23 protein-coding genes are annotated in these 23,819 nt (G+C 69.7%); 20 read left to right on the top strand and 3 right to left on the bottom strand.

Going from position 1 to position 23,819, the window contains the following annotated elements:
• Nucleotides 1–69: 69 nt before the first annotated feature.
• Nucleotides 70–1,299: a DUF349 domain-containing protein gene (locus tag J8M51_RS12330; RefSeq protein WP_086752972.1), complete on the bottom strand. Its 1,230-nt coding sequence runs from the start codon at nt 1,297–1,299 to the stop codon at nt 70–72.
• A gap of 135 nt (nt 1,300–1,434) precedes the next feature.
• Entirely contained in the window at nt 1,435–2,271 is an 837-nt protein-coding gene (locus tag J8M51_RS12325; protein WP_086752970.1) for a peptidylprolyl isomerase, read from the bottom strand.
• 170 nt (nt 2,272–2,441) lie between these two features.
• On the opposite strand from J8M51_RS12325, the gene J8M51_RS12320 reads away from it, so the two are divergent.
• From J8M51_RS12320 to nusB, 18 genes are all read left to right on the top strand, one after another.
• Nucleotides 2,442–3,158, top strand: a complete 717-nt coding sequence (locus tag J8M51_RS12320) for an MBL fold metallo-hydrolase (protein WP_086752967.1) — start codon at nt 2,442–2,444, stop codon at nt 3,156–3,158.
• A gap of 13 nt (nt 3,159–3,171) precedes the next feature.
• Nucleotides 3,172–4,434 (top strand): histidine--tRNA ligase, encoded by a 1,263-nt coding sequence (gene hisS, locus J8M51_RS12315; RefSeq protein WP_216587657.1) that lies wholly within the window; start codon nt 3,172–3,174, stop codon nt 4,432–4,434.
• 306 nt (nt 4,435–4,740) lie between these two features.
• Nucleotides 4,741–5,379: a vitamin K epoxide reductase family protein gene (locus J8M51_RS12310; RefSeq protein WP_086762223.1), complete on the top strand. Its 639-nt coding sequence runs from the start codon at nt 4,741–4,743 to the stop codon at nt 5,377–5,379.
• Nucleotides 5,380–5,460: 81 nt separating this feature from the next.
• Nucleotides 5,461–6,816: a replication-associated recombination protein A gene (locus J8M51_RS12305; protein ID WP_086762226.1), complete on the top strand. Its 1,356-nt coding sequence runs from the start codon at nt 5,461–5,463 to the stop codon at nt 6,814–6,816.
• Between the two features lie 301 nt (nt 6,817–7,117).
• Entirely contained in the window at nt 7,118–7,732 is a 615-nt protein-coding gene (rpsD, locus tag J8M51_RS12300) for a 30S ribosomal protein S4 (protein ID WP_005485453.1), read from the top strand.
• Nucleotides 7,733–7,940: 208 nt separating this feature from the next.
• The gene (locus J8M51_RS12295; protein WP_179203423.1) at nt 7,941–8,387 is read left to right on the top strand and encodes a DUF948 domain-containing protein; all 447 of its coding nucleotides are present in this window, start codon (nt 7,941–7,943) and stop codon (nt 8,385–8,387) included.
• Nucleotides 8,388–8,396: 9 nt separating this feature from the next.
• Nucleotides 8,397–8,741 carry a hypothetical protein gene (locus tag J8M51_RS12290; protein WP_086762230.1) on the top strand — a complete coding sequence of 115 codons (345 nt, stop codon included), beginning with the start codon at nt 8,397–8,399 and terminating at the stop codon, nt 8,739–8,741.
• A complete protein-coding gene (gene alaS, locus J8M51_RS12285) occupies nt 8,741–11,413 on the top strand; it encodes an alanine--tRNA ligase (RefSeq protein ID WP_086762232.1) in 2,673 nt (890 codons plus the stop codon). The genes J8M51_RS12290 and alaS overlap by 1 nt, the downstream gene beginning before the upstream one ends.
• A 38-nt stretch (nt 11,414–11,451) precedes the next feature.
• Complete coding sequence (ruvX, locus tag J8M51_RS12280; RefSeq protein WP_086762245.1) at nt 11,452–11,916, top strand: Holliday junction resolvase RuvX; 465 nt, start codon at nt 11,452–11,454, stop codon at nt 11,914–11,916.
• A 124-nt stretch (nt 11,917–12,040) separates the two neighbouring features.
• Nucleotides 12,041–13,858 carry an endolytic transglycosylase MltG gene (gene mltG / locus J8M51_RS12275; protein ID WP_086762235.1) on the top strand — a complete coding sequence of 606 codons (1,818 nt, stop codon included), beginning with the start codon at nt 12,041–12,043 and terminating at the stop codon, nt 13,856–13,858.
• Entirely contained in the window at nt 13,859–14,698 is an 840-nt protein-coding gene (locus J8M51_RS12270; RefSeq protein ID WP_086762237.1) for a shikimate dehydrogenase, read from the top strand. It abuts the gene before it with no gap.
• Nucleotides 14,699–14,976: 278 nt separating this feature from the next.
• Nucleotides 14,977–16,161: a chorismate synthase gene (gene aroC / locus J8M51_RS12265; protein ID WP_086762239.1), complete on the top strand. Its 1,185-nt coding sequence runs from the start codon at nt 14,977–14,979 to the stop codon at nt 16,159–16,161.
• 32 nt (nt 16,162–16,193) lie between these two features.
• Nucleotides 16,194–16,676: a shikimate kinase gene (locus J8M51_RS12260; RefSeq protein WP_179203424.1), complete on the top strand. Its 483-nt coding sequence runs from the start codon at nt 16,194–16,196 to the stop codon at nt 16,674–16,676.
• Complete coding sequence (aroB, locus tag J8M51_RS12255; RefSeq protein ID WP_086762243.1) at nt 16,673–17,764, top strand: 3-dehydroquinate synthase; 1,092 nt, start codon at nt 16,673–16,675, stop codon at nt 17,762–17,764. Before J8M51_RS12260 ends, aroB begins: the two co-directional genes overlap by 4 nt.
• 177 nt (nt 17,765–17,941) lie before the next feature.
• A complete protein-coding gene (locus tag J8M51_RS12250) occupies nt 17,942–18,910 on the top strand; it encodes an ATP-binding protein (protein ID WP_267299161.1) in 969 nt (322 codons plus the stop codon).
• A gap of 196 nt (nt 18,911–19,106) precedes the next feature.
• Nucleotides 19,107–20,213: an aminopeptidase P family protein gene (locus tag J8M51_RS12245; protein WP_086756119.1), complete on the top strand. Its 1,107-nt coding sequence runs from the start codon at nt 19,107–19,109 to the stop codon at nt 20,211–20,213.
• Between the two features lie 59 nt (nt 20,214–20,272).
• Nucleotides 20,273–20,839 carry an elongation factor P gene (gene efp, locus J8M51_RS12240; RefSeq protein WP_005485474.1) on the top strand — a complete coding sequence of 189 codons (567 nt, stop codon included), beginning with the start codon at nt 20,273–20,275 and terminating at the stop codon, nt 20,837–20,839.
• A 2-nt stretch (nt 20,840–20,841) separates the two neighbouring features.
• Entirely contained in the window at nt 20,842–21,276 is a 435-nt protein-coding gene (gene nusB / locus J8M51_RS12235; RefSeq protein ID WP_086756121.1) for a transcription antitermination factor NusB, read from the top strand.
• Nucleotides 21,277–21,410: 134 nt separating this feature from the next.
• Here nusB and bldD read toward each other — a convergent pair whose 3' ends face one another.
• Nucleotides 21,411–21,911 carry a transcriptional regulator BldD gene (bldD, locus tag J8M51_RS12230; RefSeq protein ID WP_007380685.1) on the bottom strand — a complete coding sequence of 167 codons (501 nt, stop codon included), beginning with the start codon at nt 21,909–21,911 and terminating at the stop codon, nt 21,411–21,413.
• Nucleotides 21,912–22,130: 219 nt separating this feature from the next.
• On the opposite strand from bldD, the gene pyrR reads away from it, so the two are divergent.
• Both pyrR and J8M51_RS12220 read left to right on the top strand, forming a co-directional pair.
• The gene (pyrR, locus tag J8M51_RS12225) at nt 22,131–22,745 is read left to right on the top strand and encodes a bifunctional pyr operon transcriptional regulator/uracil phosphoribosyltransferase PyrR (protein ID WP_086756122.1); all 615 of its coding nucleotides are present in this window, start codon (nt 22,131–22,133) and stop codon (nt 22,743–22,745) included.
• A gap of 89 nt (nt 22,746–22,834) precedes the next feature.
• Nucleotides 22,835–23,815: an aspartate carbamoyltransferase catalytic subunit gene (locus J8M51_RS12220; protein WP_216587650.1), complete on the top strand. Its 981-nt coding sequence runs from the start codon at nt 22,835–22,837 to the stop codon at nt 23,813–23,815.
• The last annotated feature ends 4 nt before the right edge of the window (nt 23,816–23,819 follow it).

Below are 23,819 nucleotides of genomic sequence, written 5' to 3'. Positions count from 1 at the left end.
CCACGACACACACGAGAGGGGCTCCCGTACGCACCGTACGGGAGCCCCTCTCGTGTCGTGCCGTCGGCGTCAGCCGCCGAACTCCTGCAGACCCTTCAGCGCCTGGTCCAGCAGGGCCTGGCGGCCGTCCAGCTCACGCTGGAGCTTGTCGGCCTTGGCGTTGTTGCCCTGGGCACGGGCCGCCTCGATCTGGGCCGTCAGCTTGTCCACGGCGGCCTGGAGCTGGCCCGTGAGACCGGCCGCGCGGGCGCGGGCCTCCGGGTTGGTACGGCGCCACTCGGCCTCCTCGGCCTCCTGGATCGCCCGCTCCACCGCGTGCATCCGGCCCTCGACCTTCGGGCGGGCGTCACGCGGGACGTGGCCGATGGCCTCCCAGCGCTCGTTGACCGAGCGGAAGGCGGCACGGGCCGTCTTCAGATCCGTGACCGGCAGGATCTTCTCCGCCTCCCCGGCCAGCTCCTCCTTGAGCTTGAGGTTCTCCGTCTGCTCCGCGTCACGCTCGGCGAACACCGAGCTGCGGGCGGCGAAGAAGACGTCCTGGGCCCCGCGGAAGCGGTTCCACAGGTCGTCCTCGTGCTCACGCTGGGCGCGGCCGGCGGCCTTCCAGTCGGCCATCAGCTCGCGGTAGCGCGCCGCCGTCGGACCCCAGTCCGTCGAGTTCGACAGCGACTCGGCCTCCGCGACCAGCTTCTCCTTGGTCTTGCGGGCGTCCTCGCGCTGTGCGTCGAGCTGCGCGAAGTGGGCCTTGCGACGCTTGGAGAACGCCGAGCGGGCGTGCGAGAAGCGGTGCCACAGCTCGTCGTCGGACTTGCGGTCCAGTCGCGGCAGACCCTTCCAGGTGTCCACCAGCGCCCGCAGCCGCTCACCCGCGGACCGCCACTGGTCGGACTGGGCCAGCTCCTCCGCCTCGGTGACCAGGGCCTCCTTGGCGTGCCTGGCCTCGTCCGACTGCTTCGCCCGCTGCTGCTTGCGCTCCTCGCGGCGCGCCTCGACCGTCGAGACGAGCTTGTCCAGCCGGACCTTGAGCGCGTCCAGGTCACCGACCGCGTGGTGGGCGTCCACCTGCTCGCGAATGTGGTCGATCGCGACCTGCGCGTCCTTGGCCGACAGGTCGGTGGTCTTCACCCGCTTCTCGAGGAGGCCGATTTCGACGACCAAGCCCTCGTACTTGCGCTCGAAGTAGGCCAGCGCTTCCTCAGGGGAGCCGGCCTGCCAGGAACCGACGACCTGCTCGCCGTCGGCCGTACGCACGTACACGGTCCCCGTCTCGTCGACGCGGCCCCACGGGTCGCTGCTCACAGCGCCTCCTCCACATGATGCCTGCAAGGGGCCTCAGCGCCCCCGGGCATCGTCCACAGTTTCGTCACGGCCAACATAGGCGACCGGCGGGTTGCCTGTCCGCATCCCGCGCGACCGAAATTTCGCTGTTGAGGGTCAGGACTTCTTGACCGTCGCCTTGTTGATCACCACGGTCGCATTGGGCGTCCCATCACCCATCCCCGTGTTCTCACCGGCCTTGGCGATCTTGGTCAGGACCTTCATACCGGCCTTGGAGATCGTGCCGAACGGCGTGTAGTTGGCCGGCAGCGGACTGTCCTGGAAGACCAGGAAGAACTGGCTGCCGCCGCTGTTCTTGCCCTCGCCCGTCTGCGCGTTGAACTGGTTCGCCATCGCGACCGTCCCCGCCGGGTACACATCGCCCTTCAGCCGGGAGTCCTTGAGGTTCTCGTCCGGGATCGTGTAGCCGGGACCGCCCATGCCGGTGCCCTGCGGGTCACCGCACTGCAGGACGTAGATGCCCTGGGTGGTGAGCCGGTGGCACTTGGTGTGGTCCAAGTAGCCCTTGTTGACGAGGAAGTCGAACGAGTTGACGGTGTGCGGGGCCTTCGCCGCGTCCATCGTTATGGGGATGGAACCGCAGGTCGTCTGCAGATCCATCGTGTACTTCGCGGTCTTGTCGATGGTGATCGCGGGTTCCTTCTTGAAGGTGAGCTCCTTCACCTTGCCCGCGGCCGCCTTCTCACAGGGGTCCGGTGCCTTGCTGGGCGAGGCGCTGGGGCTCGCCTCCGCGTTCACGTTGTCCTTCTTGTCGTCGCCCTTGAGGACGTCGGTCGTGTACAGCGCCACGCTGCCCACCAGGATCACACCGAGCACCGAAGCGATAGCGGCGTTACGGACTCGTGCCTTGCGCCGCGCGGACGTCCGCCGCTGCTGCTGCCGCAAGAACTTCTCCCGGGCGAGCTGACGCCGCCGCTGATCCTGGCTGACCACGGGGTTCTCTCCTCATACGTCTCGTACGTCGACGGGTGCGTCGCGCGTCCATTGAGTCGACTGTTTGCGTGTGACCCGTACCGTATATGGGTTCGCTGAGGAAACGGCAGCGCCGGTAGGCTCTGATCCACAGCAACCCACCACCCTCGTACGACACAAGAAGGACGATCGTGCTCATTGCCGGGTTCCCAGCCGGGGCCTGGGGGACCAACTGTTATCTGGTCGCCCCCGCCGCCGGTGAGGAGTGCGTGATCATCGACCCGGGCCACGAGGCCACCCAGGGTGTCGAGGAGACGCTGAAGAAGCATCGGCTCAAGCCCGTCGCCGTCGTCCTCACCCATGGCCACATCGATCATGTGGCCTCGGTCGTCCCCGTGTGCGGCGCGCACGACGTACCGGCGTGGATCCACCCCGACGACCGGTACATGATGAGCGACCCCGAGAAGGCGCTCGGCCGTTCCATCGGCATGCCGCTCATGGGCGAGCTGACCGTGGGGGAGCCCGGGGACGTCAGGGAGCTGACCGACGGTGCGAGGCTGGAGCTGGCCGGTCTGGAGCTGTCCGTCGCGCACGCGCCGGGCCATACCAAGGGGTCGGTGACGTTCCGGATGCCCGAGAACACGGAGATCCCGTCCGTGTTCTTCTCCGGGGATCTGCTCTTCGCCGGCTCCATCGGACGCACCGACCTGCCCGGCGGTGACATGGCCGAGATGCTCGACTCGCTGGCCCGTGTGTGCCTGCCGCTCGACGACTCGACCGTGGTGCTGTCCGGCCACGGCCCCCAGACGACCATCGGCCAGGAGCGCGCCACCAACCCGTATCTGCGGCAGGTGGCCGCTGGCAGCCAGGGAGCGGGTCCGACGACCCCTCCCCGACGAGGAATGTGACGAGAGACCTTCCGTGAGCACCTTTCAGGCCCCCAAGGGCACGTACGACCTGCTGCCCCCGGACAGCGCCAAGTACCTGGCCGTCCGCGAGGCCATCGCCGCCCCGCTGCGCGACTCCGGCTACGGCTACGTCGAGACGCCCGGCTTCGAGAACGTCGAACTGTTCGCGCGCGGGGTCGGTGAGTCCACCGACATCGTGACCAAGGAGATGTACGCCTTCGAGACCAAGGGCGGCGACCGGCTCGCCCTGCGCCCCGAGGGCACCGCCTCCGTCCTGCGCGCCGCGCTGGAGGGCAACCTCCACAAGCTCGGCAACCTCCCGGTCAAGCTCTGGTACTCCGGCTCGTACTACCGCTACGAGCGCCCCCAGAAGGGCCGCTACCGCCACTTCTCCCAGGTCGGCGCCGAGGCCATCGGCGCCGAGGACCCGGCCCTGGACGCCGAGTTGATCATCCTGGCCGACCAGGCGTACCGCTCGCTGGGCCTCAGGAACTTCCGCATCCTGCTCAACAGCCTGGGCGACAAGGAGTGCCGCCCCGTCTACCGGGCCGCGCTGCAGGAGTTCCTGCGCGGCCTCGACCTCGACGAGGACACCCTCGCTCGCGCGGAGATCAACCCGCTGAGGGTCCTCGACGACAAGCGCGAGTCGGTCCAGAAGCAGCTCGGGGACGCCCCGCTGCTGCGCGACTACCTCTGCGACGCCTGCAAGGCGTACCACGAGGAGGTGCGCGAGCTGATCAAGGCCGCGGGCGTCGCCTTCGAGGACGACCCCAAGCTGGTGCGCGGCCTGGACTACTACACCCGCACGACCTTCGAGTTCGTCCACGACGGTCTCGGCTCCCAGTCCGCGGTGGGCGGCGGCGGACGCTACGACGGGCTCTCCGAGATGATCGGCGGCCCCGCGCTGCCCTCGGTCGGCTGGGCCCTCGGCGTCGACCGCACCGTCCTCGCCCTGGAGGCGGAGGGCGTCGAGCTCGAACTCCCCGCCGCCACCAGCGTGTTCGCCGTCCCCCTCGGCGACGAGGCCCGCCGTCTGCTCTTCGCCAAGGTCACCGAGTTGCGCAAGGTGGGCATCGCGGCGGACTTCTCGTTCGGCGGCAAGGGGCTGAAGGCGGCGATGAAGGCGGCCAACCGCTCCGGTGCCCGCTACGCGCTCGTGGCCGGCGAGCGAGACCTCGCCGAGGGCGTCGTCCAGCTCAAGGACATGGAGTCCGGGGAGCAGGTGGCGATCGGGGTGAACGAGATCGTGGCGGAACTGGAAGTACGCCTGGGCTGAGCCCGGGTTTCCCTCGCCCCCGCCGCCCCTACCCGTCCCATCCCCGGGGCTCCGCCCCGGACCCCGCTCCTCAAACGCCGGAGGGGCTGGATTTCTCGCAGCCAAGGCGAGCATCTCCAGCCGTCCGGCGTTTGAGGACGAGGCCGTTCAGGCCGAAGCGGGGGTCTGGGGGCGCAGCCCCCGCGGATGGGACGGGCAGGGGCGGCGGGGGCGAGGAACTTATGCGTAGTGAACGGCGGATACATGAGGGTGTACGGCACAATGGCCGTGCCCCCGCGGCCCCTTCGACGCTACGGAATCGACGTGATGAGCAAGACGACAGTCAAGGACGTCCCGGCCGCCCGGCGGGAACACACCGAGGTCCCGCGCACGGTCGGCGGCAGTCGTGCGTTCGCGGTGCTCCTGCTGATCACCGGCGCGGCCGGACTGCTCGCCTCCTGGGTCATCACGCTCGACAAGTTCAAGCTGCTGGAGGACCCGAACTTCACCCCCGGGTGCAGCCTCAACCCGGTCGTCTCCTGCGGCAACATCATGAAGAGCGACCAGGCCTCGGCCTTCGGGTTCCCCAACCCGATGCTCGGCCTCGTCGCCTACGGCATCGTGATCTGCGTCGGCGTCAGCCTGCTCGCCCGCGCGACCTACCCCCGCTGGTACTGGCTGACCTTCAACGCGGGCACCCTCTTCGGCGTCGGCTTCGTGACCTGGCTGCAGTACCAGTCGCTGTACAACATCAACTCGCTCTGCCTGTGGTGCTGCCTCGCCTGGGTCGCCACCATCCTGATGTTCTGGTACGTCACCTCCTCCAACATCCGCAACGGCTTCCTGCCCGCGCCGAACTGGCTCAGGAACTTCTTCGGCGAGTTCACCTGGGTCCTGCCCGTGATGCACATCGGGATCATCGGCATGCTGATCCTGACCCGCTGGTGGGACTTCTGGACCAGCTGACAACCCGTACCGGACCGGCCCGTACCGGAGCGGCCGACGGCCCGGAGAGGATTGTCAGTGCGGTGATTTAGGGTTTCAGGCGTGGAGCCCGATCTGTTCACCGCCGCAGCCGAAGAACGCCAGGAGAAGGACCCGACGAGCAGCCCCCTGGCCGTCCGTATGCGCCCGCGCACCCTCGACGAGGTGGTGGGCCAGCAGCACCTGCTCAAGCCCGGCTCCCCGCTGCGCCGACTGGTGGGCGAGTCCGGCGGCGGCCCGGCCGGCCCCTCCTCGGTGATCCTCTGGGGCCCGCCCGGCACCGGCAAGACCACCCTCGCCTACGTCGTCTCCAAGGCCACCAACAAGCGGTTCGTGGAGCTCTCCGCGATCACCGCCGGAGTCAAGGAGGTCCGCGCGGTCATCGAGGGCGCCCGCCGCGCCACCGGCGGGTACGGCAAGGAGACCGTCCTCTTCCTCGACGAGATCCACCGCTTCAGCAAGGCCCAGCAGGACTCCCTCCTCCCGGCCGTCGAGAACCGCTGGGTCACCCTGATCGCGGCCACCACGGAGAACCCGTACTTCTCGGTGATCTCGCCGCTGCTGTCCCGCTCGCTCCTGCTCACCCTGGAGCCCCTCACCGACGACGACCTGCGGGGTCTGCTGAAGCGGGCGCTCACCGACGAGCGCGGCCTGAAGGGCACGGTCGGCCTCCCCGAAGAGGCCGAGGACCACCTCCTGCGCATCGCCGGCGGCGACGCCCGCCGCGCCCTGACCGCCCTGGAGGCCGCCGCCGGGGCCGCCCTGGACAAGGCCGAGCCGGAGATCTCCCTCACCACCCTGGAGGAGACCGTCGACCGCGCCGCCGTGAAGTACGACCGCGACGGCGACCAGCACTACGACGTGGCCAGCGCCCTCATCAAGTCCATCCGCGGTTCGGACGTGGACGCGGCCCTGCACTATCTGGCCCGCATGATCGAGGCGGGCGAGGACCCCCGCTTCATCGCCCGCCGGCTGATGATCTCCGCCAGCGAGGACATCGGCCTCGCCGACCCGAACGCGCTGCCCATAGCCGTCGCCGCCGCCCAGGCCGTCGCCATGATCGGCTTCCCCGAGGCCGCGCTCACCCTCAGCCACGCCACGATCGCCCTCGCCCTGGCCCCGAAGTCCAACGCCGCGACGACCGCCATCGGCGCCGCCATGGAGGACGTACGCAAGGGCCTCGCCGGGCCCGTGCCCGCGCATCTGCGGGACGGCCACTACAAGGGCGCGGCCAAGCTGGGGCACGCGCAGGGGTATGTGTACCCGCACGACCTGCCCGAGGGGATCGCCGCCCAGCAGTACGCGCCGGACGCGATCGACGGGCGGGAGTACTACACCCCGACCAGACACGGCGCCGAGGCCCGGTACGCCGACGCGGTCGAGTGGACCAGGAAGAACCTCGGTCGGAAGCAGTCCTGAACCCCCTGTAGACTCCTCCACAGTGCTGCGTCCCGTGTCCGGCCCCGGTCGGCGCCTCAGGCGGGACATCCAGCCGGATCTTCATGATCCAGGAGCGTCGCGCACCGTCGTAGGTGTCGCGGGCAGCCCACCACCACTCGGATTCCCGGGACCGGTCGGTGGGCCGTTCGTGTGCTGCACGTATGTGCCCAGACCAGGGGAGCGGCTACCCGACCTGTCCCTCGTGGACCTGACGGGATTCCCCGGCTGCGGATGCGACCTCCCGTAACCCTGAGGCAGCCGAAAAGGAAAAGGAAAAGAAGTGGCGAACCAGTCCCGCCCCAAGGTCAAGAAGTCGCGTGCCCTCGGCATCGCGCTGACCCCGAAGGCCGTCAAGTACTTCGAGGCCCGCCCCTACCCGCCGGGCGAGCACGGCCGCGGCCGCAAGCAGAACTCGGACTACAAGGTCCGTCTGCTCGAGAAGCAGCGTCTGCGCGCGCAGTACGACGTGTCCGAGCGCCAGCTCGTCCGCGCCTACGAGCGTGCCTCCAAGGTCCAGGGCAAGACCGGTGAGGCCCTGATCATCGAGCTGGAGCGTCGTCTCGACGCCCTGGTCCTGCGTTCGGGCATCGCCCGCACGATCTACCAGGCCCGCCAGATGGTCGTCCACGGCCACATCGAGGTCAACGGCCACAAGGTCGACAAGCCGTCCTTCCGCGTCAAGCCGGACGACGTCGTCATGGTCCGTGAGCGCAGCCGTCAGAAGCCGCTGTTCGAGGTCGCCCGTGAGGGTGGCTTCGCCGCCGACGGTGAGACCCCGCGCTACCTCCAGGTGAACCTCAAGGCCCTGGCGTTCCGCCTGGACCGCGAGCCGAACCGCAAGGAAGTTCCGGTCATCTGCGACGAGCAGCTCGTCGTCGAGTACTACGCCCGTTGATCCCTTCCCAGGGTCTTCACCGGTCGTAGAACACACGCACCGAGCGTCAGCCCGTCGTCTCCCCGCCCCTTCCGGCGGGCGGGGCGGCGGGCTCTCGCCTTGCTGCGGCCGGTGTTCCGGTCGGCATTAATGCGGTACTGAGCGATCGCCCCGGCGCGATAGGCTCGGGGCACGACTTTCCGACGTTCAGGCGAGTTCCAGGGAGCGGGTGCGCACAGTGTCCGGTGGCGAGGTGGCCGGGATCCTGGTGGCCGTCTTCTGGGCGATCCTGGTCTCCTTCCTCGCCGTCGCGCTGGCGAGGCTGGCCCAGACGCTCAAGGCGACCACCAAGCTCGTGGCGGACGTGACCGACCAGGCCGTCCCCCTCCTCGCCGAGGCGTCCACCGCCGTCCGCTCCGCGCAGACCCAGATCGAGCGGGTCGACGCCATCGCGACCGACGTCCAGGAGGTCACGTCGAACGCCTCGGCGCTCTCCACGACCGTCGCGTCCACCTTCGGCGGCCCCCTGGTGAAGGTCGCCGCCTTCGGGTACGGCGTCCGCCGCGCCCTCGGCCGCAAGGACGAAGCGCCCGCCAGGGAGCCCCGGAGCACCGTGATCGTGGGCCGGACCCTCTCCCGGCGGGAGAAGCGCGGCGCCCGTGGAAAGAGGGACTGAGAGCCAGCCATGTTCCGTCGCACCTTCTGGTTCACCACCGGCGTCGCCGCCGGCGTCTGGGCCACCACCAAGGTCAACCGCAAGCTGAAGCAGCTGACCCCCGAGAGCCTCGCCGCGACCGCGGCCAACAAGGCACTGGAGACGGGGACGCGCTTCAAGGACCGCGCGGTCGGCTTCGCACTCGACGTCCGCGACAACATGGCGCAGCGCGAGGCGGAACTCTCGGACGCGCTCGGCATCCAGGAGACCCCCGAACTCCCCGCCCCCCGGCGGTACACCGCCATCGAGAACCGCACACCCACGAGGTACATCGAGACCTCGACTTACCCGTACAACCGGAATGAGGACCACTGATGGAGTCGGCCGAGATTCGTCGCCGCTGGTTGAGCTTCTTCGAGGAGCGCGGTCACACCGTTGTCCCTTCGGCGTCGCTCATCGCGGACGACCCGACTCTGCTCCTGGTCAACGCCGGCATGGTCCCCTTCAAGCCGTACTTCCTCGGTGAGACGAAGCCGCCCGCCCCGCGCGCCACCAGCGTGCAGAAGTGCGTGCGCACGCCCGATATCGAAGAGGTCGGCAAGACCACCCGGCACGGCACCTTCTTCCAGATGTGCGGCAACTTCTCCTTCGGGGACTACTTCAAGGAAGGAGCCATCAAGTACGCCTGGGACCTGCTCACCAACCCCGTCGCCGACGGTGGCTACGGCCTTGAGCCCGAGAAGCTCTGGATCACCGTCTACCTCGACGACGACGAGGCCGAGCAGATCTGGCGCGAGAAGATCGGCGTCCCGGCCGAGCGCATCCAGCGCCTGGGCAAGAAGGACAACTTCTGGTCCATGGGCGTCCCCGGACCGTGCGGACCCTGCTCCGAGATCAACTACGACCGCGGCCCCGAGTTCGGCGTCGAGGGCGGCCCGGCCGTCAACGACGAGCGGTACGTGGAGATCTGGAACCTGGTCTTCATGCAGTACGAGCGCGGGGCCGGCGAGGGCAAGGAGGACTTCCCGATCCTCGGGGACCTGCCGTCGCAGAACATCGACACCGGTCTCGGCCTCGAACGACTCGCCATGATCCTGCAGGGCGTACAGAACATGTACGAGACCGACACCCTGCGCGTCGTCATGGACAAGGCCACCGAGCTGACCGGTGTGCGCTACGGCGACAAGCACGACTCCGACGTCTCCATGCGCGTGGTCGCCGACCACATCCGCACCTCCGTCATGCTCATCGGCGACGGCGTCACACCCGGCAACGAGGGGCGCGGCTACGTCCTGCGCCGCATCATGCGCCGCGCCATCCGCAACATGCGCCTGATGGGTGCCTCCGGACCGGTCGTCGCCGACCTCGTCGACGTCGTCATCAAGACGATGGGCCAGCAGTACCCGGAGCTCATCACCGACCGCAAGCGCATCGAGACCGTGGCCCTCGCCGAGGAGGCCGCCTTCCTCAAGGCCCTCAAGGGCGGCACCAACATCCTCGACACCGCCGTCACCGAGACCAAGGCCGCCGGCGGCCGGGTCCTCTCCGGCGACAAGGCCTTCCTGCTCCACGACACCTGGGGCTTCCCGATCGACCTCACTCTCGAAATGGCCGCCGAACAGGGCCTTTCCGTGGACGAGGACGGCTTCCGGCGCCTGATGAAGGAGCAGCGGGACCGCGCCAAGGCCGACGCCAGGGCCAAGAAGACCGGCCACGCCGACCTGGGCGCCTACCGCGAGATCGCCGACACCGCCGGTGAGACCGAGTTCTTCGGGTACGACAGCACCGAGGGCGAGTCCACGGTCGTCGGCATCCTCGTCGACGGCCTCGCCTCGCCCGCCGCCACCGAGGGCGACGAGGTCGAGATCGTCCTCGACCGCACCCCGTTCTACGCCGAGGGCGGCGGCCAGATCGGCGACACCGGCCGGATCAAGGTCGACTCCGGTGCCGTCATCGAGATCCGCGACTGCCAGAAGCCCGTCCCGGGCGTCTACGTCCACAAGGGCGTCGTCCAGGTCGGCGAGGTGACCGTCGGCGCCAAGGCCCAGGCCTCGATCGACGGCCGCCGCCGTACGGCCATCGCCCGCGCCCACTCGGCCACCCACCTCACCCACCAGGCCCTGCGCGACGCCCTCGGCCCGACGGCCGCCCAGGCCGGTTCCGAGAACCAGCCCGGCCGCTTCCGCTTCGACTTCGGCTCCCCGTCCGCCGTGCCGACGGCCGTGATGACCGACGTCGAGCAGAAGATCAACGAGGTGCTCTCCCGCGACCTGGACGTCCACGCGGAGATCCTGAGCATCGACGAGGCCAAGAAGCAGGGTGCCATCGCCGAGTTCGGCGAGAAGTACGGCGAGCGCGTCCGTGTCGTCACCATCGGCGACTTCTCCAAGGAGCTGTGCGGCGGTACACACGTCCACAACACCTCGCAGCTCGGCCTGGTCAAGCTGCTCGGTGAGTCCTCCATCGGCTCCGGTGTGCGCCGTATCGAGGCCCTGGTCGGCGTGGACGCCTACAACTTCCTGGCCCGTGAGCACACGGTCGTCGCCCAGCTCCAGGAGCTGATCAAGGGCCGTCCGGAGGAGCTTCCGGAGAAGGTCTCCGCCATGCTCGGCAAGCTGAAGGACGCCGAGAAGGAGATCGAGAAGTTCCGCGCCGAGAAGGTGCTGCAGGCCGCCGCCGGGCTCGCCGAGTCCGCCAAGGACGTCTCCGGAGTCGCCCTGGTGACCGGCCAGGTCCCGGACGGCACCACCGCCGACGACCTGCGCAAGCTGGTGCTCGACGTGCGCGGACGCATCCAGGGCGGACGGGCCGCCGTGGTCGCCCTGTTCACCGCCGTGAACGGCAAGCCGCTGACGGTCATCGCCACCAACGAGGCCGCCCGCGAGCGTGGTCTCAAGGCCGGTGACCTGGTCCGTACGGCCGCCAAGACCCTCGGCGGCGGCGGTGGCGGCAAGCCGGACGTCGCCCAGGGCGGTGGCCAGAACCCGGCCGCCATCGGCGAGGCCGTGGATGCGGTCGAACGCCTGGTCGCCGAGACGGCCAAGTGAGTACGAACGATCACAGCAGCGAAGACGGCGGCCCGGTCATGCGCCGCGGCCGTCGGCTCGCGCTCGATGTCGGCGACGCCCGGATCGGGGTCGCCTCCTGCGACCCCGACGGGATCCTCGCCACCCCCGTCGAGACCGTACCGGGGCGCGATGTCCCCGCAGCTCAGCGTCGATTGAGACAATTGATCGACGAGTACGTACCTATCGAGGTAATCATCGGACTCCCGCGCTCCCTCAAGGGAGGAGAGGGCCCGGCCGCGGTCAAGGTGCGGGGGTTCGCCCAGGAGTTGGCGCGCATGATCGCGCCCGTTCCGGTCAGACTTCTCGACGAGAGGATGACCACGGTGACGGCGAGTCAAGGACTGCGTGCCTCAGGTGTGAAATCCAAAAAGGGCAGGTCGGTCATTGACCAGGCGGCAGCCGTGATCATCCTGCAACAGGCGCTGGAATCCGAACGGGTGTCAGGTAAAGCTCCGGGCGAGGGCGTCGAAGTGGTCATCTGATCGCGATACGGTAACGTTCCGCGCGATGTGGTGGCCTTCGAACAGCCACCGCACAAAAAGAGGCGGGGACGAAAGCCGAGCCACAGGCCCCGCGTGACCGCCGCCTCGCGGCTCTAGGGGATCGATGACTGAGTATGGCCGGGGCCCAGGCTCCGAACCGTGGCATCCGGACGACCCGTTGTACGGGGACGGCGGATGGGACGGACAGCAGGCCCAGGGGGGCCCGCAGTCCGGCTACGGCGGCCAGCCGCACCAGCACTACCCGGAGCAGCAGCAGTACCAGCAGCAGTACACCGACGGCAACGGCAACGGCGGCTGGAACAACGGTCACCAGGGGCACCAGGGCCATCAGGACGCCTACGCCCAGCAGCAGTACCAGCAGGAGTACGGCGACCCCGGGCAGCAGTACCCCGGCCAGAACCAGCATCAGCAGCAGTACACGGGTCACGGCCAGCAGCAGTACGACCAGGCCAACGGCGGCTGGAACAACGGAACACACCAGCACGCGCAGGGTGCTTACGTCCCGGACCCGGCCGACCCCTACGGTCAGCAGCAGGCGATGGCCTACGGCGCCGGCCAGCAGGACTTCTACGGCACGCCCGACGCGTACCCACCGCCGGAGCCGCCCTCGCGCCGCCGCGCGGAGACCACGCCCGCGGCCACACCCGCCCCGGAGCCCGAGGCGGAGAAGCCGCCGACCGCCGAGCGCACCGACTGGGACCCCGGGCCCGACCAGGGCGAACACGCGTTCTTCGCCGGCGGCGCGGATGACGACGATGACGAGGACGAGTCGGAGGGGCGTACCGGCCGAGGTGATCGCAAAGGCCGCGGCGGAAAGTCCAAGAAGCCGGGCAAGGGCGGCAAGAAGCGCCGCAGCGGGTGTGCCTGCCTGGTGGTCGTGATGGTGTTCGGCGGTGGATTCGCCGGGGTCAGCTATTTCGGGTACCAGTTCTTCCAGAGCCGCTTCGGCGAGGCTCCTGATTACTCGGGTAACGGCACGGACGAGACTGCCTCGATCACGGTTGCCAAGGGTGAATTCGGCTCGGTGATCGGGCAGAAACTGAAGGCGGCCGGGGTTGTGAAGAGCGTGGATGCCTTCACCGCCGCACTGGCGAAGAACCCGGATAAGAAAATTCAGGCGGGTGTCTATCTCCTTAAGAAGGAGATGTCCGCTGAAAGCGCTATCGCCCTGATGCTCGACCCGAAGAGCCAGAACAATTTCACTGTCATCGAGGGCGAGCGGAACAACGCGGTCTACGCAAAGATCGACAAGGAACTCGGGCTCAAGAAGGGCACGACCGAGGACATCGCCGAGAAGAAGTGGAATTCCCTCGGCCTCCCCGACTGGGCGAACGACAACGACGACATCAAGGACCCGCTGGAAGGATTCCTCTACCCGTCGACCTATCCGGTCGCCAAGGGGATGAAGCCCGAAGCCGTCCTGAAGGAAATGATCGACCTCGCCAAGGTCAAGTACAAGGAATTCGACCTTGAGGGCAAGGCCAAGGGGCTGAAGCTGGAGAATCCGCTTCAGGTGCTCACTGTCGCGAGCCTCGTGCAGGCCGAGGGGAACAACAAGAAGGACTACAGGAAGATCGCGCGGGTCGTCTACAACCGGCTTGAGCCCAACAATGCGGAGACGGCCGGCCTGCTCGACTTCGACTCGACGGTCAATTACCTGCGTGGTGAATCCAAGTTGGCCACCGGATCGGTCGACTCGCTGCGTCAGATCAATGACCCGTACAACACATACAAGGTGTACGGATTGCCGCCCGGACCGATCGGTAACCCCGGTGGCGAGGCGATCGAGGGAGCTCTCAAGCCCGCCAAGGGTGACTGGTACTACTTCGTGTCGATCAGCAAGGACGAGACGCTCTTCGCGGTCACCAACGCGGAGCACAACCGGAACCGCCAGAAGTACCAGGAAGCGCAGAACGGATAGATGAGCCGCACCACCACCAACCGCCGCGCCGCCGTGCTCGGTTCGCCGATCGCCCACTCGCTCTCCCCGGTGCTGCACCGCGCCGCGTACGCCGAACTCGGGCTCGCCGACTGGTCGTACGACCGCTTCGAGGTCGACGAGGAGGCGTTGCCCGGGTTCGTCGAGGAACTGGGGCCGGAGTGGGCGGGGCTGTCGCTGACGATGCCGCTCAAGCGGGCGGTCATTCCGCTGCTGGACGAGATCAGCGAGACGGCGACCTCGGTCGAGGCGGTCAACACGCTGGTGTTCACCGAGGACGGGCGGCGGGTCGGCGACAACACCGACATCCCCGGGATGGTCGCCGCCCTGCGGGAGCGGGGCATCGAGCAGGTGGAGTCGGCCGCGATTCTCGGCGCCGGCGCCACAGCGTCGTCCGCGCTGGCCGCGCTCGCCCGGATCTGCACCGGCGAGGTCGTGGCGTACGTACGCAGCGAGGCCCGTGCCGCCGAGATGCGGCAGTGGGGCGAGCGGCTGGACGTCGAGGTGCGTACGGCGGACTGGGCCGAGGCAGAGCGGGCGCTGAACGCTCCGCTGGTCATCGCCACGACGCCGGCCGGGGCGACGGACGCGCTCTCCGGGACGGTGCCCGAGCGGCCGACGACGCTGTTCGACGTGCTGTACCACCCCTGGCCCACGGAGCTGGCGGCGCGCTGGTCCGCGTACGGCGGTGCCGTGGTCAGCGGGCTCGATCTGCTGGTCCACCAGGCGGTGCTTCAGGTCGAGCAGATGACCGGGTGCAAGACGGCCCCGGTGGCGGCGATGCGGACGGCGGGGGAGCGGGCGCTGGCCGAGCGGGGCTGAGCGTCAGGGTGCGCCGCCGCGGCACGTACGTCCGTGTCCGCGGGATGATCAGGAGCGCGGCGGCGAAGACGGCGTGACGCCGCCCGGTGCCCGGAGCCCCTGCCCGGCCCCGGAGCCCACCCGTCCGTCTGCTGGACCCATGACCGGGTCACGCCCCGGACGTGGGAGGATCGGAGACGGCGGGCCGGGGCCGCGCACCCGGTATCCGTCGCCGTACGCGAGGACGCGCGTACACGCAGGCAGGACGCAGTACCGGGCGCGAGCACTGAGGAGCACCGTTGAGCAGGTTGCGCTGGCTGACCGCGGGGGAGTCCCACGGTCCCGCACTTGTCGCGACGCTGGAGGGCCTTCCCGCCGGCGTGCCGATCACCACGGAGATGGTGGCGGACCACCTGGCCCGGCGGCGCCTGGGCTATGGACGCGGTGCCCGGATGAAGTTCGAGCGCGACGAGGTCACCTTCCTCGGCGGTGTGCGGCACGGTCTGACCATGGGTTCGCCGGTGGCGATCATGGTCGGGAACACCGAGTGGCCGAAGTGGGAGCAGGTCATGGCGGCCGACCCGGTCGACCCCGAGATCCTGGCCGGGCTCGCCCGCAACGCCCCGCTCACCCGCCCCCGCCCCGGGCACGCGGATCTGGCCGGTATGCAGAAGTACGGCTTCGACGAGGCCCGGCCGGTCCTGGAGCGCGCCTCGGCGCGGGAGACCGCTGCCCGTGTGGCCCTCGGCGCGGTGGCCCGGTCGTACCTGAAGGAGACGGCCGGGATCGAGATCGTCAGCCATGTCGTCGAGCTGTGCTCGGTGAAGGCCCCGCAGGGCGTCTACCCGACCCCGGCCGACGTGGAGAAGCTGGACGAGGACCCGCTGCGCTGCCTCGACGCGGACGCGTCGAAGGCGATGGTCGCCGAGGTCGACCAGGCCCACAAGGACGGCGACACCCTCGGTGGCGTGGTCGAGATCCTGGCGTACGGCGTGCCCGTGGGCCTCGGCTCGCACGTGCACTGGGACCGGAAGCTGGACGCCCGCCTGGCGGGTGCGCTGATGGGCATCCAGGCGATCAAGGGGGTCGAGATCGGCGACGGCTTCGAACTCGCCCGTGTCCCGGGTTCGAAGGCGCACGACGAGATCGTGAACACCCCCGAGGGCATTCGGCGCGTCTCGGGCCGCTCCGGCGGCACCGAGGGCGGTCTGACCACGGGCGAGCTGCTGCGCGTACGGGCGGCGATGAAGCCGATCGCCACCGTCCCGCGCGCCCTGCAGACCGTCGACGTGACCACGGGCGAGGCCACGCAGGCCCACCACCAGCGCTCCGACGTCTCGGCGGTCCCGGCCGCGGGCATCGTCGCCGAGGCCATGGTCGCCCTCGTCCTCGCGGACGCGGTCGCGGAGAAGTTCGGCGGCGACAACGTCGTCGAGACGGCCCGCAACGTCCGCTCCTACCTCGACCACCTCGCGATCCGGTGAGCCCGGTTCCTCTGGTCGTCCTCGTCGGCCCCATGGGCGTCGGCAAGTCCACCGTCGGACAGCTGCTCGCCGAGCGTCTCGGCGTCGTCTACCGCGACACCGACGACGACATCGTGGCCGAGCAGGGCCGCACGATCGCGGAGATCTTCGTCGACGAGGGCGAGCCCGCCTTCCGTGCCATCGAGAAGCGGGCCGTGCAGACCGCACTCGCCGGCCACGACGGCGTCCTCGCCCTCGGCGGCGGCGCGATCCTCGACGCCGACACCCGTGCCCTGCTGGCCGGGCAGCGGGTCGTCTACCTCTCCATGGACGTCGAGGAGGCGGTCAAGCGCACCGGCCTCAACGCCGCCCGCCCGCTGTTGGCGGTCAACCCCCGTAAACAGTGGCGGGAGTTGATGGAGGCCCGGCGCGCCCTCTACGAGGAGGTCGCCACGGCCGTCGTCGCCACCGACGGCCGTACACCCGAGGAAGTCACCCGAGCGGCCCTGGACGCACTGGAGTTGAAGGAAGCATGAGCGAGACAGTGACCCGTATCCAGGTCGGCGGTACGGCGGGCACCGAGCCGTACGAGGTCCTGGTGGGGCGTCAACTCCTCGGCGAACTGGGCGGGTTGATCGGCAACCGGGCCAAGCGGGTCGCGGTGGTCCACCCGGAGGCGCTGGCCGACACCGGTGAGGCCCTGCGCGCCGATCTGGCGGAGCAGGGCTTCGAGGCGGTCGCCATCCAGGTGCCGAACGCGGAGGAGGCCAAGACCGCCGAGGTCGCCGCGTACTGCTGGAAGGCGCTGGGGCAGTCCGGGTTCACCCGCACCGATGTGATCGTGGGCGTCGGTGGCGGTGCCACCACGGACCTCGCCGGGTTCGTGGCGGCCACCTGGCTGCGCGGGGTCCGCTGGATCGCCATCCCCACCACCGTCCTCGCCATGGTGGACGCGGCCGTGGGCGGCAAGACCGGGATCAACACCGCCGAGGGCAAGAACCTGGTCGGCTCCTTCCACCCGCCGGCCGGTGTCCTGTGCGACCTGGCCGCGCTGGACTCACTGCCCGTCAACGACTACGTCTCCGGCCTCGCCGAGATCATCAAGGCCGGCTTCATCGCCGACCCGGTGATCCTCGACCTGATCGAGGCCGACCCGCAGGCCGCCCGTACACCGGCCGGGCCGCACACCTCGGAGCTGATCGAGCGGTCGATCCGGGTCAAGGCGGAGGTCGTCTCCGGCGATCTGAAGGAGTCGGGGCGCCGGGAGATCCTCAACTACGGGCACACACTGGCGCACGCGATCGAGAAGAACGAGCGCTACCAGTGGCGGCACGGCGCGGCGGTGTCGGTGGGGATGCACTTCGCGGCCGAACTGGGCCGTCTCGCGGGCCGGTTGGACGACGCGACCGCCGACCGCCACCGCACGGTCCTCGAAGCGGTCGGGCTGCCGCTGACCTACCGTTACGACCAGTGGCCCCGGCTGCTGGAGACGATGAAGGTCGACAAGAAGTCCCGGGGCGATCTGCTCCGCTTCATCGTCCTGGACGGACTGGCCAAGCCCACCGTCCTCGAAGGGCCCGACCCGGCGATCCTCCTCGCCGCCTACGGCGAAGTGGGCCAGTAACGCCCGCTCGGGCATGACTTGCCCGATTCGCCTTGTGTCCATGGCCACTTGGGCACTTCGGGCTGCCCCCGGCCGTTCACCAAACGGTGGCCGGGGACGGTACCGTTCGGTAAGGGCGGGGTCGAAAGGCCCCGCCCGCCAGTGTCGATGTGACTGTACGAGACGGAGTGGCACCGGATGCAGCACGCAGTGGGAGCTCCGCTGCCGCCGCCCCATCGGCCGGGGCAGGACCCGGCGGCCCCCTGGTCGCCACCCGCGAACCAGCAGGGACACCCGGCGCCACCTCACCCGGGAGCGCCGGGCGCGAACCCTCCGGGACACCCGGGCGCCGGCCACCCGCCACCCCCGGGCTCGCACCCCGGCCCGGTGCCGCCGCCCCCGCCCGCTCCCATGGCCCCGCCCACTCCGGCCGGACCGCCCGTCCCGGCGCCTCCGCCCGCGCCGGGCTTCGCCGGCAGCCCCGGGCATCCGCCCACCTCGGCCCCGCAGCAGCCGGGTGTCCCGCGCGACACCACCGGACACGTGCAACTGCCGCCGGGCGGCCCCGTCACCATGCCGCCGCCCGCCACCGGCGCGCCCGACGTCACGACCACCACCCTCGCGGTGCTGCTCATCGGCCCCGCCGGGGCGGGCAAGACCAGCGTCGCCAAGTACTGGGCGGACCACCGCCGGGTGCCCACCGCGCACATCAGCCTGGACGACGTACGGGAGTGGGTGCGCTCGGGCTTCGCTGACCCGCAGTCCGGCTGGAACGACAACTCCGAGGCGCAGTATCGTCTCGCCCGCCGCACCTGCGGCTTCTCTGCCCGGAACTTCCTGGCCAACGGCATCTCCTGCATCCTCGACGACGCCGTGTTCCCCGACCGCCCGGTCGTCGGCCTCGGCGGCTGGAAGCGGCACGTCGGCCCCGGCCTGCTGCCCGTCGTCCTCCTCCCGGGCCTGGAGATTGTCCTCGAACGCAACGCCGAGCGCTCGGGCAACCGTCGCCTGACCGACGAAGAGGTCGCCCGCATCCACGGCCGGATGGCGGGCTGGTACGGCTCGGGACTGCCGATCATCGACAACTCCCAGCTGGATGTCCCGGCCACGGCGAGGGTCCTGGACGAGGTCCTGGCACGATCGATCGCCAGCCCCCCGAAGTGGTAGTCGGACGGGAGCGGACGGCACTGGTGGCCTCGACGGCCTGAGCCGACCTTTCAGGGGCGCGGGGAACCGCGCGAACAACCCCCACCGGCGCGTACTCGGAACACGGCCTCAAGTACGCCCCCCGTTCCCCGCGGAGCGCCCCCCACTCGGCCGCACTCGACCGGCGCCCCACCAGCGAAGCTCATACGCTCGGCACATGTCAGAGGTGTACGCGGCCCGCCGCGCTCGGCTGAGAGAACGCTGTCACTCCGGCGGCAGCGCCACCGCCCTGGTGACCCACCCCGCCAACGTCCGGTACCTGGCGGGCGCGGCGCCCAAGGGGGCCGTGCTGCTGCTGGGCCGCAGCGAGGACATCCTCGTCTGCGGTGCCCCGCCGAGCGGCGAGATCGGTGAGGGCCGCCCCGACGACGCCGTACGCGTCCACGTGCTGCCGAGTCCCGGCGGCGACCCGGCGGTCGCCGCCGCCGACCTCGCCACGGCCTTCGGCGCCGAGTCGCTCGCCGTGGAGGAACACCACCTCACCGTGGGCCGGCACCGGGCGATCCGCTCGGTCGCGCCCCGGCTGCGGCTGGCCGATCTCGGCGGCGCGGTCGAGCAGCTCAGAGTGATCAAGGACGAGGAGGAGATCTCCTGTCTGCGGATCGGCGCGGAGATCGCCGACCAGGCACTGGGCGAACTCCTCGAATCGATCCTCGTCGGCCGCACCGAACGCCATCTGGCCCTGGAGCTGGAGCGCCGCCTCGTCGACCACGGCGCCGACGGCCCGGCCTTCGCGACCTCCGTCGCCGCCGGGCCGAACTCCGGTCGTCCCGGTCACATTCCCACCGACCGCAGGGTCGAGGAGGGCGACTTCCTCTCCGTCTGCCTCGGCGCGACGTATCGCGGCTACCGCTGTGAGATCGGCCGGACGTTCGTGATCGGGACCTCGCCCGCCGACTGGCAGATCGAGCTGTACGACCTGGTCTTCGCAGCCCAGCGGGCCGGACGGGAGGCACTGGCGCCCGGCGCGGCCTACCGTGCCGTGGACCGCGCGGCCCGCCAGGTGCTGGACTCCTCGGGGTACGGAGAAGGCCTCCCGGTACTGATGGGGCACGGGGTCGGACTCGAAATCGACGAGGACCCGCAGTTGGCCCCCGCGGCCATGGGTAAACTGGACGCTTGCGTGCCGGTCACCGTCGAACCGGGGGTCCACCTCCCGGGCCGGGGCGGTGTCCGGATCGATGACACGCTCGTCGTACGCCCCGAGGCGGACGGCGGACCCGAGCTACTCACCATCACGACCAAGGAGCTGCTCGCGCTCTAGCTCATCGGCTGGGCGCGTGGCCCGGGGTCGTCCACGTCAGTCCAGGAGATTCCGCAACCGTGGCTTCCACGAACGACCTCAAGAACGGCCTGGTGCTCAAGCTCGACGGGGGCCAGCTCTGGTCCGTCGTCGAGTTCCAGCACGTCAAGCCCGGCAAGGGCCCGGCCTTCGTGCGCACCAAGCTCAAGAACGTGCTCTCCGGCAAGGTCGTCGACAAGACGTTCAACGCCGGCGTCAAGGTCGAGACGGCCACTGTCGACAAGCGCGACATGCAGTTCTCCTACATGGACGGCGAGTACTTCGTCTTCATGGACATGGAGACCTACGACCAGCTCATGGTCGACCGCAAGGCCGTCGGCGACGCCGCCAACTTCCTGATCGAGGGCTTCACCGCCACCGTCGCGCAGCACGAGGGCGAGGTGCTCTTCGTGGAGCTGCCGGCCGCCGTCGAGCTCGTGATCCAGGAGACCGAGCCGGGCGTCCAGGGCGACCGCTCCACCGGTGGCACCAAGCCCGCCACCCTGGAGACCGGCCACCAGATCCAGGTGCCGCTCTTCATCACCACCGGCGAGAAGATCAAGGTCGACACCCGTACCAGCGACTACCTCGGCCGGGTGAACAGCTAACCGTGGCTGCCCGTAACACGGCCCGTAAGCGCGCCTTCCAGATCCTCTTCGAGGGCGACCAGCGCGGGGTCGACGTCCTGACCGTCCTCGCGGACTGGATCCGGCACGCCCACAGCGACACCCGGCAGCCGCCGGTCAGCGAGTACACGATGCAGCTCGTCGAGGGCTATGCGGAGTACGCGAAGCGGATCGACGAGCTGATCGCGCAGTACTCGGTGGGCTGGACGCTCGACCGGATGCCGGTCGTGGACCGGAACATCCTGCGCCTCGGGGCGTACGAACTGATCTGGGTCGACGCGACTCCCGACGCGGTGGTGCTGGACGAGATGGTGCAGCTGGCGAAGGAGTTCTCCACGGACGACTCGCCGTCGTTCGTGAACGGCCTGCTGGGGCGTCTGAAGGACCTGAAGCCCTCGCTGCGCAGGGACGACGCGTAGAGGCGACAGCCGCGCAGGTACGACCGCGGGGGAGCCCCCAAAGAGCAGAAAACCGCCGGTGTGCTCCGAACCAATCGGTTCGGAGCACACCGGCGGCACGTTTCTGCTGGGTGCTGCCCGGAGCGTCGGCCGTGTCAGCTGTCCTCGTGGGAGACCGCGCGACGCGCATCCGCGTCCAGGACGCCCCAGCTGATCAGCTGCTCGGTGAGGACCGAGGGGGACTGGTCGTAGATGACGGCGAGTGTGCGCAGGTCGTCCTGGCGGATCGAGAGCACCTTGCCGTTGTAGTCACCGCGCTGGGACTGGATCGTCGCCGCGTAACGCTGCAGCGGGCCCGCCTTCTCCGCCGGCACATGGGCCAGGCGCTCAAGGTCGAGGACGAGCTTCGGCGGCGGCTCCGCGGCGCCGCCGGGGGTCGTCCCAGGAAGCAGCTCCTGCACAGGGACCCCGTAGAAGTCCGCCAGCTCCGCGAGGCGCTGCACGGTGACGGCGCGGTCGCCGCGCTCGTACGAACCGACCACGACCGCCTTCCAGCGTCCCTGGGACTTCTCCTCGACACCGTGGAGGGAAAGGCCCTGCTGGGTGCGGATGGCCCGGAGCTTGGCCCCGAGCTGTTTGGCGTATTCGCTGGACATATAGCTCCCCGGACGAAGGCTGGTGACTCACTGTGAGGTTACGCAGCGTGACTCTGCCCCGTCAAGCCGAATGGTCCGGACCGACTCTTCCGTGGTAACCGCGTTCCCTTGGGCCAGGGGGGTGATCAGGGGCGTTGCCGGGGCCTGCTAACGTTGACGGCGCAAATCCGACGTCCTTTAAGGTCCGTCCCGTGAGGCGGAGAAGGAGGTCCGTTTCGTATGGACACGCAAGACCCGCAGAACCCGCTGCCCTCGGGGCAGAACCTGCCCCAGGAACCGCAGTCGTCCGATGCGCGGCCCGTTCTCGAAGGCCCCGACATCGCGCGCGTACTGACGCGGATCGCCCACGAGATCGTCGAGCGCGCCAAGGGCGCCGACGACGTGGTGCTCCTCGGCATTCCGACCCGGGGCGTCTTCCTCGCCCAGCGGCTCGCCGCCAAGCTCGCGGAGATCACCGACCGCAAGATCCCGGTCGGCTCGCTCGACATCACCATGTACCGCGACGACCTGCGCATGCACCCGCCGCGTGCGCTGGCCCGCACCGAGATCCCCGGTGACGGCATCGACGGCCGACTGGTCGTCCTCGTCGACGACGTGCTCTTCTCCGGCCGGACGATCCGCGCGGCGCTCGACGCGCTGAACGACATCGGCCGGCCGCGCGCGGTGCAGCTCGCGGTCCTCGTCGACCGGGGCCACCGCGAACTGCCCATCCGCGCCGACTACGTCGGCAAGAACCTCCCCACGTCGCTGCGGGAGACGGTCAAGGTCCAGCTCGCCGAGGAGGACGGTCGGGACACCGTCCTGCTCGGTGCGAAGCGGACCGCCCAGCAGTAGCACGCGCGCGTGCGGCCTCGCGCCGTACGTCTCCTCGTGATGCCCCTGACTGCCCGTAATCTCCCGAACTGCCTTACGGAGCCTGAAAGATGCAGCGTCATCTCATCTCGGCCGCCGACCTCACCCGTGACGACGCCGTCCTGATCCTCGACACCGCCGAGGAGATGGCCCGGGTCGCCGACCGGCCGATCAAGAAACTGCCGACCCTGCGCGGCCGCACCGTCGTCAACCTCTTCTTCGAGGACTCCACCCGCACCCGGATCTCCTTCGAGGCCGCCGAGAAGCGCCTCTCGGCGGACGTCATCAACTTCACCGCCAAGGGATCGAGCGTCTCGAAGGGCGAGTCCCTGAAGGACACCGCCCAGACGCTGGAGGCCATGGGCGTGGACGCCGTCGTCATCCGGCACGGCGCCTCGGGGGCCCCGTACCGGCTGGCGACCTCCGGCTGGATCGACGCCGCCGTGATCAACGCGGGCGACGGCACCCACCAGCACCCCACCCAGGCCCTGCTGGACGCCTTCACCATGCGCCGCCGCCTCGTCGGCCGGGACGCCGGGCTCGGGCAGGACCTGTCCGGCAAGCGGATCACGCTCGTCGGCGACGTCCTGCACAGCCGGGTCGCCCGCTCCAACGTCGACCTGCTGCACACCCTCGGCGCCGAGGTCACCCTCGTCGCCCCGCCCACCCTGGTCCCGGTCGGCGTCGAGACCTGGCCCTGCGAGGTGAGCTACGACCTCGACAGCACGCTCGCCAAGTCCGACGCGGTGATGATGCTGCGCGTGCAGCGGGAGCGGATGAACGCCGCGTTCTTCCCCACCGAGCGCGAGTACTCACGGCGCTACGGCCTCGACGGAGACCGGATGGCGCGGATGCCCGAGCACGCCATCGTGATGCACCCCGGCCCGATGGTCCGCGGCATGGAGATCACCGCCGAGGTCGCCGACTCCGACCGCTGCACCGTCGTCGAGCAGGTAGCCAACGGCGTCTCCATCCGGATGGCCGTGCTGTACCTCCTGCTGGGCGGCAACGAGCCCGCCGTCACCCACACCCGCACCACCGAGGAGAAGTAAGTCC

The sequence above is a fragment of the Streptomyces griseiscabiei genome, from assembly GCF_020010925.1.
Lineage (GTDB): Bacteria > Actinomycetota > Actinomycetes > Streptomycetales > Streptomycetaceae > Streptomyces > Streptomyces griseiscabiei.
The sequence above is the reverse complement of the archived record's forward strand: the minus strand, read 5'-3'. Positions and strand labels throughout refer to the sequence as shown.